12 protein-coding genes are annotated in these 13,866 nt (G+C 48.6%); 9 read left to right on the top strand and 3 right to left on the bottom strand.

Translation table 11 applies throughout. The features are described 5' to 3' along the window. Positions 1–293: 293 nt before the first annotated feature. The 3 genes from K7B07_RS25615 to K7B07_RS25605 all read left to right on the top strand — a co-directional run bounded on the left by K7B07_RS25615 (position 294) and on the right by K7B07_RS25605 (position 2,636). A complete protein-coding gene (locus K7B07_RS25615; RefSeq protein WP_223713396.1) occupies positions 294–1,403 on the top strand; it encodes a PA0069 family radical SAM protein in 1,110 nt (369 codons plus the stop codon). 160 nt (positions 1,404–1,563) lie between these two features. Then, positions 1,564–1,800 carry a hypothetical protein gene (locus tag K7B07_RS25610; RefSeq protein ID WP_223713395.1) on the top strand — a complete coding sequence of 79 codons (237 nt, stop codon included), beginning with the start codon at positions 1,564–1,566 and terminating at the stop codon, positions 1,798–1,800. A 347-nt stretch (positions 1,801–2,147) separates the two neighbouring features. Continuing rightward, a complete protein-coding gene (locus K7B07_RS25605) occupies positions 2,148–2,636 on the top strand; it encodes a ribonuclease H-like YkuK family protein (RefSeq protein ID WP_223713394.1) in 489 nt (162 codons plus the stop codon). A gap of 49 nt (positions 2,637–2,685) precedes the next feature. On the opposite strand, the gene K7B07_RS25600 is transcribed toward K7B07_RS25605, so the two are convergent. Beyond that, positions 2,686–3,741 (bottom strand): fatty acid desaturase family protein, encoded by a 1,056-nt coding sequence (locus K7B07_RS25600; RefSeq protein WP_223713393.1) that lies wholly within the window; start codon positions 3,739–3,741, stop codon positions 2,686–2,688. A gap of 151 nt (positions 3,742–3,892) precedes the next feature. Between K7B07_RS25600 and K7B07_RS25595 the strand changes: the two genes are divergently transcribed. The 6 genes from K7B07_RS25595 to aqpZ all read left to right on the top strand — a co-directional run bounded on the left by K7B07_RS25595 (position 3,893) and on the right by aqpZ (position 10,605). Beyond that, positions 3,893–5,593, top strand: coding sequence for an NAD+ synthase (locus K7B07_RS25595; RefSeq protein ID WP_223713392.1), 1,701 nt, complete (start codon positions 3,893–3,895; stop codon positions 5,591–5,593). A 164-nt stretch (positions 5,594–5,757) separates the two neighbouring features. Then, on the top strand, positions 5,758–6,759 hold the full coding sequence (locus tag K7B07_RS25590) for an AAA family ATPase (RefSeq protein WP_223713391.1): 1,002 nt from the start codon (positions 5,758–5,760) through the stop codon (positions 6,757–6,759). A gap of 45 nt (positions 6,760–6,804) precedes the next feature. Then, entirely contained in the window at positions 6,805–7,689 is an 885-nt protein-coding gene (locus tag K7B07_RS25585) for a DUF58 domain-containing protein (protein ID WP_223713390.1), read from the top strand. Between the two features lie 14 nt (positions 7,690–7,703). Next, complete coding sequence (locus K7B07_RS25580; RefSeq protein WP_223713389.1) at positions 7,704–8,660, top strand: hypothetical protein; 957 nt, start codon at positions 7,704–7,706, stop codon at positions 8,658–8,660. Beyond that, positions 8,657–9,655: a vWA domain-containing protein gene (locus tag K7B07_RS25575; RefSeq protein WP_223713388.1), complete on the top strand. Its 999-nt coding sequence runs from the start codon at positions 8,657–8,659 to the stop codon at positions 9,653–9,655. The genes K7B07_RS25580 and K7B07_RS25575 overlap by 4 nt, the downstream gene beginning before the upstream one ends. Positions 9,656–9,891: 236 nt before the next feature. Next, the gene (aqpZ, locus tag K7B07_RS25570; RefSeq protein WP_223713387.1) at positions 9,892–10,605 is read left to right on the top strand and encodes an aquaporin Z; all 714 of its coding nucleotides are present in this window, start codon (positions 9,892–9,894) and stop codon (positions 10,603–10,605) included. A 170-nt stretch (positions 10,606–10,775) separates the two neighbouring features. On the opposite strand, the gene K7B07_RS25565 is transcribed toward aqpZ, so the two are convergent. Both K7B07_RS25565 and nfi read right to left on the bottom strand, forming a co-directional pair. Next, positions 10,776–13,019: a multiheme c-type cytochrome gene (locus K7B07_RS25565; RefSeq protein ID WP_223713386.1), complete on the bottom strand. Its 2,244-nt coding sequence runs from the start codon at positions 13,017–13,019 to the stop codon at positions 10,776–10,778. 130 nt (positions 13,020–13,149) lie between these two features. Further along, on the bottom strand, positions 13,150–13,830 hold the full coding sequence (nfi, locus tag K7B07_RS25560; RefSeq protein ID WP_223713385.1) for a deoxyribonuclease V: 681 nt from the start codon (positions 13,828–13,830) through the stop codon (positions 13,150–13,152). Positions 13,831–13,866 lie beyond the last annotated feature (36 nt).

Genomic DNA, 13,866 nt, shown 5'->3' with positions numbered 1-13,866 from the left:
GCCGGTGCGTGACAAGTTGCGCAGATTTGGTATCGGCTTTAACGGCAACAATGTCGCAAAAAAACGCCGCAGGCGCAATCAGCGTATCTGCGGCAACCATAAAAATTGTTTAGGGGAACGGCATTGAATCGTAAATGGGGAATAGAGCGGCGGGCATAAAACGGACGAACCTGGAACCTTTATTGGAATTTGAATACAGATAGATTCGTGGGTGAAAATGGGGTTGCCCATCGAGGCAGAAACGGATCTGACCTTAAACATGAAACCTTAAACCCTGAACAAAAAACGCTACCATGGAAAATAAACTACAGCAGGACCATTTTAAAGTGGCTGTTTCAAAAAAAGAAGAAGAGCAACAATATTTGCAGGGCCGGGGCGCACAGATCAATACACCCAACCGGTTCCTTAAAAATGAAACGGTAAAGGAACATATTGAAGCCATCGATGATTGGGGGGAGGCGAATGTACCTACCCAATACCTGGAACAGGAGGCGAGGACGATTGTGAATAAAGTGGAAAGTCCGGATGTGGGGATGGCTTATAGTATGAATGCCTATGCCGGATGTGAGCATGGCTGCATTTATTGCTATGCCCGTAATGTGCATGAATACTGGGGGTACAGCGCAGGGCTGGATTTTGAACAAAAGATCATTGTAAAAAAAAATGCACCGCAGCTGTTGCGCAAACAACTGATGCATCCCGGGTGGACGCCACATCCGATCATGCTGAGCGGGAATACGGATTGTTACCAGCCTGCTGAAAAAAAATACCGCTTGACCCGCGGCCTGCTGGAGGTCTGTAATGAATTCAACCAGCCCGTGGGTATTCTTACAAAGAATGCGGGTATTCTCCGGGATAAAGATGTACTGCAGGAAATGGCCCGGAAAAATATTGTACGGGCAATGGTCTCCATCACTTCTTTTAATGAAGACCTGCGCCGGGTGATGGAGCCCCGTACCACCACGGCCCTACAGCGGTTAAAAGTGATCGAGGAGCTGAGCAGTGCCGGCGTAACGATGGGCGTGATGATGGGACCGATGATTCCGGGGTTGAACGATCACGAAATGCAACGGATCATGAAAGCCGCTTCCGAACGGGGGGCTACTTTTACCGCGTATACTTTTATCCGGCTGAACGGCGCCATCAAATTATTGTTTCACGACTGGCTCTATAAGAATTTTCCGGACCGGGCAGATAAGATCTGGCACCTGATCGAGCAAAGCCATAATGGTAAAGTGAACGATTCCCGATGGGGGCTCCGGATGCGCGGCGAAGGGAATATCGCGCAGATGATCGCACAGCAATATGCCAAGTATGGTAAAATATACCATATGAACGAAGGCGAGACCGGTCTGAGCCGGAGTGCCTTCCGCCGCCCGGGGCAACAGGGAACACTGTTTTGAGCATTCGAATTTGGATCGCTATAAGGACGGGCCGCGGCAAAAGCAGAGGATCTTCCTATTGCCTGTTTATTTTGTGTTTGTGTAAAATAAATATCTTTCACATCCATATCATAAGTTCGGTTAGAAAATCAGCAAAAAATATAATGGTCATAACTATGCATTGGCAACAGTTTCTGCAACGGTGATGATCATCAATACTAAATCGGGAACTGTCAGTTTGCAGTTACAACGAAATATTGCGGATAAAATGACGACACCCTCTGTTAAGTTCAGCAGCTCCCTGCCGGTAAATAATCAAGCAATTAATAAGGGGCAGGAGGTCGACTTTGAGCTGGATGTGAAAAGCGGTGAACAGAAAAAAATGACGTATTCCTATAAAGTATATGTGCGGGAGTAAATAAAAAACAGACGCTCCGAAAACTGCGCCAGGGCATATCCGGATAGGGTTTGAGATCCGGAATCTGAGATTTGACATTTGAGCTCTGGGACCCGGCAGGCAAAGGTGTTCAATCATCAGCAGCGGGCGTTGCAGTGGCCGGCAACTGATTGCGGATAGCTGGTAGTAAAATTACGATTAAGTAAATATTAAGCTTCCGGTATAGTTTTCCACATTTTTGCCAACAGGTGGAAAATATTTTTTTCCTCTGAACCGGCAGAATTGATAATTTTCTGAAAATTTTCCAATTGATGGATTATGAGTGAAGGATCGCGGTGTGTTTCATAAACCGATAAAACCAGATTCATATGCATAATAAGACAAAACAATGGAGGAAACTGACCGGTGAAAAAATTACAACCTATATTGAAGAAGAACTGCGTGGGGTGATCCAGCGTGAGCGCCTGCTGGGCAGCCAGCTAAAGGTATGCATCGGTACCGATAGCCAGGTGAAGGGTGCGGACACTGAATTTGCAACAGCTATTGTATTCATCCGTAAGGGCCGTGGTGGTTTTATGTACCTGAATAATGAAACCACACGTGAGAAAATGAGCATTCGTCAACGGATGATGACGGAGGTTACGCGTAGTATCGAAGTGGCGTATGCGCTAAGCGGCGTATTTAACACCCACCAGGTGGATATGGAAGTTCACGTGGATATCAACACGGATCCGATGTATAAAAGTCATGATGCCCTGAAAGAGGCCATCGGTTATATCACGGGGATGGGATTTGCATTTAAAGCCAAACCCGAGGCCTTTGCCAGTTCCTGCTGTGCCAATAAGGTAGTGCAGTAAGATCTCAGCTGCCACTAACTGCTATCGCTGACGGCTGAAAGCGGATCGCTTAGAGCTGCACCGGTACAATCCGGCGGGTACGTTCTTTCATCAATGCTATAGCCTGCTCCCTGTTTTCAAACATATTGTTGATGTTTACAAGATTATCTGCAAGCTTGCCATAACGTTTTGTCATCAGGTAGATAAAAATATGCAGGTAATGAATGCCGTCAAATACGATGGCCTTCCGTGCCGCAAGTTCATCCTTGCGTTTCAGAAATTCGCCCGGCATATCCGTATAATGCAGTCCCGGTCTCAGATGATGGATGATGTGATAGCCGTCGTTCCAGCAGATCCTGTTATAATCAGTATTGATACAGTTGATCGCGTTGGTGTACAGATCTTCCGGATCGCTGTGATTGATGAACGAATGTTGCGTCCAGTTGCCCAGCATCATCACAAAACGCGCAAAGAAAAACGGGATGACATACACCATCAATGTTGCTTTGAGATTTACAAAACACATCCCGATACAAAAAAAGATAAAGACCCATTCTCCCAGGGTAAGCCGCGTATAAAGTTTCTTCCGCTTCCTCATGAAAAGGTATTGGAATGTCTGTTTGAAGCCCAGGAAAAGGAAATTAAAAAAGTAGGCAAAAAAGCTCCGGAGGCTGTCGCGTTGATATGCCATAGTGCTGCTGGCATCGTCTTCGTTGTTATTCTCAACATGGTGCATGCCCATATGATGACTGAAATAGCTTTCGGGCGAATGACCGAATAAAGGTCCGATGATCCAGGTGATGTAATTATGACCAGCCTGCTGATAGGCGGGCTTAAGGATCTTCCGGTGGCAAAGGCAGTGAAACATCAATCCGAATCTTCCTTTGAAATAGAACTGGGCCAGGTAAAAATAAGGAACTGCTACGGCCCACCATACCCATCCGCTCAGCAAGGGGGTGAAGAGCAGGATTGCCAGGGGGACCACCGTCAAATGAATGAGTGTCAGTAACCGGATAAAAGGCAGGTCCCTTTTGTCATTCATCAGTTTCAGCCAGAAGCGCTCGTAAAAATTAAACGATTTCTTTGGCTGATATACCGGATCAGTTAATATAGATAACGTTTTCATATCGGTATTCAAATTTAAGCAAAAACAGCCCGACAATATAAACAAACTTTTTAATGCAAGGCTGGGTATTGTCTATAGAGAATGTTAAAGTATATTTGGCTTTATTCTTTGTTCTCATAAGGTTACATTTGTAATTATTAAAGGATACTCGATGAAAATTGCTTTAGCGCAACAGAATTATCATATTGGGAATTTTGAGGTAAATGTTGGGAAGATCATCGCCGGGATCCGGCAGGCTAAGGAAGAAGGAGCGGACCTGGTTGTATTTACAGAGCTGTGTGTTTGTGGGTATCCGCCACAGGATTTTCTTGAATTTGATGATTTTATCAAAGCCTGTGAAACGGCTGTAAATGATATTGCCGCTCATACAGACGGGATCGGGGTGCTGATCGGGGCGCCCTGCCGTAATGAAAAAACGGAAGGCAAGGATCTTTATAATGCCGCATTCCTTCTCGAAAACGGAGCCATTAAGGGCGTAACACATAAAACCCTGCTGCCGAACTACGATATTTTTGATGAATGCCGGTATTTTGAACCCGCAGATCAATGGCAGGTGCTGGAATTCCGCGGAAAAAAGCTGGCTGTTACCATTTGTGAGGATATCTGGAATATGGGTGAAAACCCGCTCTACCGGATCACGCCGATGGATCAGTTGATCGGGCAGGCGCCGGACATTATGATCAACCTGTCTGCATCCCCTTATAACTATGCGCAGGATGTGGTACGGAACAGTATTGTAAAGGCTCATACCCTGAAATACAGTCTGCCCATGATCTACTGTAATACGGTGGGGTCACAGACAGAAGTCGTGTTTGACGGCGGCAGCCTGGTATACGACCGGTCGGGGAACAAGATCAAAGAATGCCGCTATTTTGAAGAAGATTTTTTTGTAACGACACTTGACGCGCTTACCGCTGCTGCTTCAAAAGATGCACCGGAAACGCCGATCTTTTTCTCGGCTGCAGAAGTGGGTTTGGGAAAAGATACGCTCGGGTATTTATCGGACGAAAAAAATATCGAAGAGATCTACCAGGCCCTGGTGCTGGGTATCAGGGACTATTTTGTAAAAATGGGTTTTACAAAAGCCATACTGGGCGCATCCGGTGGTATCGACAGTGCACTGGTGCAGGCGCTTGCAGTGGCTGCTTTGGGAAAGGAGCATGTGTGGGCGATCCTTATGCCTTCCCAATACTCTACCACCCATTCGGTTTCAGATGCGGAGCAATTAAGCAGGAACCTCGGCAACCCGTTTGATACCCTTCCTATTAAGCCCGTTTATGAGGCCTTTATGGGCGTGTTGGCGCCGCAATTTGAAGGTCTGCCGTTTAATGTGGCAGAAGAGAACATCCAAAGCCGGAGCCGGGGAAACCTGCTGATGGCTTTATCCAATAAATTCGGGAACATTTTACTCAATACCTCCAATAAAAGTGAGCTCGCTACCGGGTATGGCACATTGTACGGCGACATGGCGGGAGGGATCGGCGTACTGGGGGATGTTTATAAGACCCAGGTCTATGCACTGGCCAATTATATCAACCGGAACGGTGAGATTATTCCATCCAATATCATCAGCAAGCCACCTTCGGCAGAATTGCGGCCGGGGCAAAAGGACAGCGACAGTCTTCCTGATTATGCCGACCTGGACACGATCCTGGTGGAATACATAGAGGGCCGGAAAGGGCCAAGGGAAATTGAAGCCATGGGTTTTGATGCCGCGCTGGTGAACCGGATCCTGCGGATGGTGAATATGAATGAATACAAGCGGAAGCAGTTTTGTCCGATCATACGGGTAAGTTACAAGGCATTCGGAATGGGAAGAAGGATGCCGGTGGTAGGAAAATACCTTTCCTGATCCGGCGCCCGTATGGCCGAAAACAGGGCATCCGGCCCTGAAAACAACGATTAAGATTGCTTTTCGGCAAATTATTTGCTGAAGGAATAAATGATCGCATCAAAATGTACCGTTCAGGTGCATCGGAATAAGAAACAGAAATACGAAATTCAGAAATTATCGCCATGGCAAAAACGGGAGAAGAAATACGTCAGTTAAATGAAAGGATCGTAGGGGCCGGCTACTTTGTAGATGTTTTGAGGCAGGAGATCGGTCAGGTAATTGTAGGGCAGCATCATATGCTCGACCGGTTGCTGATCGGTTTGCTGAGCAACGGGCATGTATTGCTGGAAGGGGTTCCGGGGCTGGCAAAAACGCTTACCATCAAATCACTGGCAACTGCAATACAGGCTGCCTTTAACAGGATCCAGTTCACCCCCGATCTGCTTCCGGCGGATGTGATCGGGACGCTGATCTATAACCAGCAGCAAAATGAATTTGTGGTGCGTAAAGGCCCCATTTTCGCCAACTTTATCCTGGCGGATGAGATCAACCGTGCCCCGGCTAAAGTACAGTCTGCATTACTGGAAGCCATGCAGGAGCGGCAGGTAACCATTGGTGAACACACCTATAAGCTGGACGATCCGTTCCTGGTACTGGCAACACAGAATCCCCTGGAGCAGGAGGGTACCTATCCGCTGCCGGAAGCCCAGGTGGACCGCTTTATTATGAAAGTGATCGTTCGTTACCCGGAGATGCAGGAAGAACAATTGATCCTACGGTACAATGTACAGGGGGAAAAGCTGCCTCCGATCCGGCCGGTGGTTAGCATCCAGGAGATCTTAAATGCCAAGACCCTGGTGCGCGAAATCTATCTTGACGAAAAAGTAGAGCGGTATATACTGGACATTGTTTTTGCTACCCGTTACCCGGGCCGCTACCAGCTGGAAAAGCTGGCGCCGCTGATCTCCTACGGGGCATCTCCCCGGGGCAGTATTAACCTCGCACTGGCGGGCAAGGCCCAGGCGTTCTTAAACAAGCGCGGGTTTGTGATCCCCGAGGACATCCGGAGTGTGGTATACGATGTGCTGCGGCACCGGATCGGGCTCACCTATGAGGCAGAAGCGGAAAATATAGCCGCAGAGAATATTATTGATGAAGTGCTTAAAGCGGTGAATGTGCCGTAGGGAGCTGAATGCTGCTAACTCAAGTCTCAAATCTGAAATGTCAAAGTGCGAACACGTGAAGAAATATTAAAGAAAGTACGGGAGCTGGAAATCAAAAGCAAGAGGCTGGCAACAGAGCTTTTTTCCGGGGAGTACCATAGTGCGTTCAAGGGAAAGGGAATGTCGTTTAAGGAGGTTCGCGAGTATACCCCGGGCGATGATGTCCGTTTTATCGACTGGAACGTATCTGCCCGCATCGGTCATCCTTACAGCAAAATTTTTGAGGAGGAGCGGGAGCTGACGGTAATGTTGCTGATCGATATCAGCCGGAGCGGTTTGTTCGGAACTTCTTATGGTCGTAAACGCGATGTGGCTGCAGAGATTGCAGCGGTGTTGTCCTTTTCGGCGGTAGCCAATGCCGATAAGGTGGGTGCGGTATTCTACAGCGACCGCATCGAAATGTATGTTCCGCCAAAAAAGGGAAGGCAACATGCGTTGTTTATAGTAAGGGAAATGCTGGGCATAGCGCCTTCCGGCAGGGGAACAAGCACTGCAGCGGCCATCCGCTTTTTGACCAATGCGATGAAACAAAGCTGTATCGCTTTTGTATTGAGCGATTTTATCGACTCCAACTATGAAGATGCCTTGCGTGTTGCCGGAAAAAAACATGATCTGATCGGTATTAAATTATACGATCGCATGGATAAGGAACTGCCGGATGCAGGACTGATCCAGCTGATGGACGCGGAGACGGGCGAGCTGCAATGGGTGGACTCCGGAAATGCCTTTGTGCGCAGGAAATATGAAGAGGAATTTTTCAGGATCACCGCTTATTGCGCGGCCGTGTTTAAAAAAGCCAACAGTGATCTGCTGCACCTGAAAACCGGTGACGATTATATCAATGTACTCAGGCGTTTTTTTAAGAGCCGTGTAAAAGGAAGTATTAAATAAAGAAGATACAACGGATGTTCAAGAAAGGAGCTTGTTTAATTATTCTGACCGGTCTGCTGATGACAGGTTTAAGCGTGGCACTCTCCGCCCAGGACATAGTGGTGAGCGCTGCGGCCGACAAGAATAAGATCCTGCTTGGCGAACCTGTTTCACTGATTACCGAGATCCGCGCACCCCTCCATATTAAGATCCATCCGCTTAAGATTGATACCATTCCGCATTTCGAATTCCTGGATAAGGACAGTGTTGTAAAGGAAACCATTGACGGGAAACAGGTGATCCGGCAGTATTTTCGTATTACCAGTTTTGATTCCGGGCGCTGGGTGATCCCGCCGCTGGTGCTGGAAACCGATATAAAAACAGCAGCGATCCTGATGGATGTGGTGTTTACAGAACCGTTCGATCCCAGTCAGCCTTATCACGATATCCAGGACATCCGGTCGGTGCCTTTCCGGCTGAGCAAGCAGTTTGAGAAATGGTGGTATATGGTGGCCCTGCTGCTGGTACTGGTTACACTTGCCGTTTACTGGATGACCGGTGAGAAGAAACCCAGGGAGGCAGCAAAAATATATAAGGGAGCTTATGCCAGGGCCAAACAGCAACTGGGCGAACTAAAAGCGTCAAGGGTGCCGGAGAACCGTTTTTATGCGCGGCTTGTTGAGATCCTCAGGGCCTATCTTTCAGAACGGGCCCGCGTAAATTCATTGCAGCAGACATCGGTAGACCTGGTAGAAAAGATCCATCCGCTTTTCAGGGATGAGCAACTCTACCGGAGCCTGGAGCAGGTGTTGTCTCTCTGCGATCTTGTAAAATTCGCAAAATATGATCCCGAGGATGCGGAGGCGCAATCGGCCTATGAGGTCATCAGCCATGGTGTGGATCATATCGAGGAAGGAATCAAAAATGCCATAAAGGCAAAGCAGGCCGCCCAGCCGGCGGTGGAAACCGATGAAGGAACAAATAAAAAATGATTTACGACTGGTTGCAAAATATTAAGTTTATCTGGCCGGAGAATTTTATTTTTCTGGCGATCATTCCGTTTTTGATAGCCCAGTATGTTAAGAACGGAAAACGGGCCAGAAGTGCCATTCTTACTTCGGGTCTGCAGCTTAAAATTCCCGGTACATTTAAAACAAGGTTCCGGCACCTGCCCTTCATACTGCGTCTTATTGCTATTGCCTGCCTGGTTACTGCGCTGGCCCGGCCGCAACACCAGCAGGATCTTTCACGCAGTGAGGGAGAGGGGATTGATATTATGCTGGTGATGGACGTAAGCGGAAGCATGCTTACCCAGGATATAAAACCGCGGCGCTTTACTGTGGCAAAAGAAGTGGCGATCGATTTTGTAAAGAACCGCCCTACCGACCGGATCGGCCTGGTCATTTTTTCCGGAGAAGCCTTTACCAAGGTGCCGCTTACACCAGACAAAGCTACCTTGCTCAACCAGCTGAATGATCTCAAAGTGATGGATGGCGGATACCTGGAGCCCGGAACGCTGATCGGTGAGGGACTGGCGACCGCAGTGAACCGGATCAGCAAGGGCAGCAGCAAGACCAAAGTGATCATATTACTCACCGATGGAAAAGAGGATGCACCGCCTACCCGTATCATTGATCCGAACATGGCCCTGGAGATCGCCAAGTCTCATAATGTCCGGGTGTATTGTATCGGCCTGGGTGTAAGTGAATTTACCGAAGAGCAAATGGCCTCCGGCGTGCGGAATTTTCTGGATGAAGACCTCCTGAAAAAGATCGCCGGTCAAACGGGCGGCCAATATTATCATGCAATAGACAAGTCTTCGTTGCAGGCGATTTATAACCAGATCAACAAACTTGAAAAAACAAAAGTGGAAGTGATCCGGTACAAACAAACGGAAGAAATGTTCCTGCCGCTGGCGCTGGCTGCACTGGCTTTATTGCTGCTTGAAATGGTGCTTCGCTATACCGTATTCAAACGGTTCCCCTGAGCTGTATACAACTATTTTTGCGGAGGCTGTAAAATGATGACCGATATCTGGTTCGGTTTTTGCTGTGGAAGGGCATGAGAAAGCCGTGCTTGCCGGTAGGGCAAATTTCTTTTAAATTAGTAGGACGTAATGCCGGAACAGTTCCGGAGTTTTAGTAACTTCAAAAATTAGTTGAAGCTGCCAGGGTTTTTTGTGTTGGCCTGAATTTGTTTATTCATCCTTAAAACATAAATCTTATGAAGGTAACTGCTGTATCTAAGTTTTTCGCCGAACTGCTCGGGACGATGGTCTTGGTGCTTATGGGATGCGGAAGCGCTGTAATTGCCGGTGCTGACGGAACGACGGGCGTTGGCCTGTTGGGAATTGCCTTTGCTTTCGGGTTAAGTGTGGTCGCTATGGCATATGCTATCGGTCACATATCCGGATGTCATATCAATCCGGCCATTTCGATTGCCATGGTTGCTGCCGGTCGTATGAAAGCCGGGGAGGCTGCCTATTACATCCTGGCACAGATTATCGGTGCCATTATCGGAGCTGCTCTGCTGTCACTGATCGCCAGCGGTAAGGTTGACTATATGGGCGGACTGGGACAGAACGGATATGGCGAATTCTCTCCGCAGAAGTATTCCCTTCAGAGCGGGCTGATTGCCGAGATCATGTTTACGTTTATTTTCCTTCTGGTGATCCTGGGTGCCACTTCCACTAAGAATATCCATGGAGGTTTTGCCGGCCTTAGCATCGGGCTCAGCCTGGTACTGATCCATATTGTGGGAATACCCGTAACTGGGGTTTCTGTGAATCCAGCGCGGAGTATCGGCCCTGCCCTGCTTAAAGGCGGAGAGGCATTAAGTCAGGTATGGTTGTTTATAGTAGCACCCATAGCCGGAGCGATCCTGGCGGCCGTGGTATGGAACCTGCTGCTGGAGCGACCTGAGCGAAAAGCGGTCTGATCCTGTTAAACATATTTTGCCGGTGCCGTAACCGGTATGAAGGAGTATTGTATGACCTGCAATACTCCTTTTTATATGCTCTTTTGTGTCTGTTACTGAAGGGTGCAATGCCGGGTTGAATGGCGTTTTTTAAACCGGTCATACAGCCTGCGGCTGTCTTTTGCAATAATTTATAACATGCCCAGTTGTTGCCAAAGCTGGAAGAAGCGCTGGTCACCGGGATAATACTTTTTAAGCGTAGCAGCATAGGGCATGGCAGCGGCGGGGTTTTGCTGCTGCAGGTGCAGCACACAAAGCGCATAATTGATGTCTGCGTCCGCAGGTGCCAGCTGTAGTCCGTGTAAATATTGTTGTTCTGCTTCCTTGTATTGCTGCCGTTGCTGCAGCAGGATCGCGTAATTATAATAGACCCGCGGATTGAGCGTTTTGAGATCAATGGCCTTTTTCAGGCTTTTTTCTACATTTTCCGGCTGATTCAGCTCGTTATACAGCAATGCCAGGTTAAAATAGACCCGGTCGTTTTTGGGGTCAATGCGTGCTGCGTCTTCCAGTGTTTGCAGGGCCGCCTGGTTGTTGCCCGTAATATTATAAACAGTGGAGAGGTTCAGCCGGGCATAGTTCATCTGCGGGTCCTTCTGCAGCCCTTTCAGGTAAAAGGATTCGGCCTTCTGGTAGTTTTTAAGTTTTAGATAATAATCAGCCGCCATGATATTACCTGAGGCAAAGTCTGTCTGATACAGCACATAATTGTTTAATTCTGCAAGGGCATTGGTATACGCGGTACCCAGCCCGGCGATCAGGTCGGCATCATTGGCGCTCAATACCAGGTTGGCGGCAGCAATGCGCACGGCGCGTACCTTATCGGTAAGCAGCTCTTGAATGGGATCCCGCCACAGGGCAGGAGCGAAATTATTTAACCCGGTAACCGCGCGGTAACGGACCTGGGCATCTTTATGGTTCAGCTGTTGCAACACGCTTCTGTCAGGATGATCGCCTCCCGGCAGGCCAGACAGATAATGCACCGCAGTTGCCTGTATGATGGCCGGTGTGGCAGTATCCTGTAATAATTTCAACAGGTGGGCCTGACTGCCGGCATCCATGCTGCTTCCGGGGATCAGGTCCTCTGCAAAATGATACGCCCGGTCGGGACCGAACCATTTATTTACGGCAGTTTCTGCCCAGGCTGCGGACCGGCTCGTATGACAGTTATTGCAGGCATTGGGGGTACCGTATTTTACAGAAAGGTCCGGTCGCGGAACACGGAAAGTATGGTCGTTCCGCCAGTCGTTGCCCATATAGAATTTACCCGGCATGTGGCAGTTCTTACATTCAGCGCCTGCCGTGTTCACCGCATGGAAGGTATGGGTGGGAGCGTCGTATTTCTTATCATGGCACTGCAGGCAAACGCCATTCCCTGCGATCAGCAGCTTACCCGTGTGCGGGTTATGACAGTTGCTGCATTTTACACCGTGCTTATACATTTTGCTTTGAAGAAAAGAGGCATAGGTGTAGTCTTCGTCATCGGCCTGTCCGTCTGCATGAAAAAATTCCGTTGTGGGGATCTCGGGAAGATAATCGTCCAGGATCTCATTGCTGTTCTTCAGATCCGCGCTGATATTGCCTTTGCGGGCATGGCAGGGGAAGCAGGTCTGTATTTCTGAGAGCTGGCTGCTGTTCCGGGGCGCCCTTAAATAGGAACCGGGTTGTTTATCGCCATCCTTGTAAGCGCTGCCGTTGATATAATCAATATGCTGTTTGGCCGGACCATGACAGGCTTCGCAGCTTACTGTTAATGCGCTGTAGGTGGTATTATACGTATCTGCTTCAGCATTATAGTTCTTTTTGAGGTCGGTGCTGTGGCACTCAGCACACATGGTGTTCCAGTTTTGTCCGTTACCCGTCCAGTGCAGCCAGTCGTTGGCAGCTATTTTTTGTCCTGCATACTGCTGGAACCATTTTTTATCCTTGCTGTTCCAGGATTGACGGGTGGCCTGCATGCGGCCCTTGTCGAACTGCACCAGGTATTGCTGAAGGGGGTAGTATCCAAATGTGTATTTGATTTCATAATCATGGTTCTTCCCGTCGGGGCCTTCTGTATTGATAAAAAACCGGCCGTCTTTTTTAAAGAACCGGGAGGTGACGCCATCGGCGGTGTAAGAAGCATTATTGAAATCTCCCAACACGGTAGAATCGTTGGCAGGCTGCATGGCCTTAAAATGATCCGACAGTTTCCATTGATCGTGTTCGCTCTTATGACAACTGATACAGGCGGCATCTCCTACATATTCATTGACCGTTTCCCTGTCTTTTTTTTTGTCGGGCTGGGAACAGCGCACGACGACCAGGCTGCCCAAAAAAAAGAGCAGGATAGAAGAAAGTACAAGAATGGTCTTTTTATGATGCCCCCACCTCATAGGGAACAAATATAGGCATCAGCACCCAGATATCAGCTTTGAGCTGCCGGCTTTCAGCAGCCAGGCTTCAGCATTTGCTGCCCTGAAAGTCCGGCACTAAACAGCGCTTCCGGCTAACAACTGATAGCTATCAGCTACCTTTCGCTTTCACCCGTCCCTGATTTACCAGCATATGTGCCAGCCTTGTGGGCTCGGGGATACGGTATTTGCCGCAACAGCGGGTGATAAGCTCCAGGCTTTGGTCCATGCTGACCTTATTGCCGGGGGACACGAATATGGGTTTACAATTAGGTTTGGTACGCAAAACGGATCCGATCTTTTCCTGCTTGTCAAACAGGGGCGTATGATCCAGTCGCCGGTTACCGGGCTCCTGGTAGTTGCCAGTAAGCCGGGTTTTGGCACAACCTATGGTCGGTATATTTTTTATGATGCCAAAATGTGTGGCAATGCCCAGCCTGCGGGGATGTGCGATACCATGACCATCCAGCACCAGCACATCGGGTTTTAAGGAAAGCGCCTCCCATGCTTTTAACAATGCCGGTACTTCCCGGAATGCCAGTAACCCCGAAATATAAGGGAACTGTACGGTGCAGGTAACAGAAGCATGTGCCTGCACTACCAGCTCCGGGTACTTCAGCACCACAATGCCCGCATACACTGTTGTTTCATATTTGTTGAATGAAATATCCGCTCCGCCGATAAACTGTACAGGAGCCGGACGTGGCGTAAGATCGATCTTTTCGCGGAGTTCTTTTTGAAGGGCAACGGCCTCAGAGGGAGTGAGGTTGTCATAAAATTCGGGTGTGATCATGACCTAAAGATACAGCATCCTGCCTTTTCCGGCGAC

This window comes from Niabella beijingensis, assembly GCF_020034665.1.
GTDB classification, from domain to species: domain Bacteria; phylum Bacteroidota; class Bacteroidia; order Chitinophagales; family Chitinophagaceae; genus Niabella; species Niabella beijingensis.
Note: the sequence above shows the minus strand (reverse complement) of the source record. Positions and strands in the feature narration are given on the sequence as shown.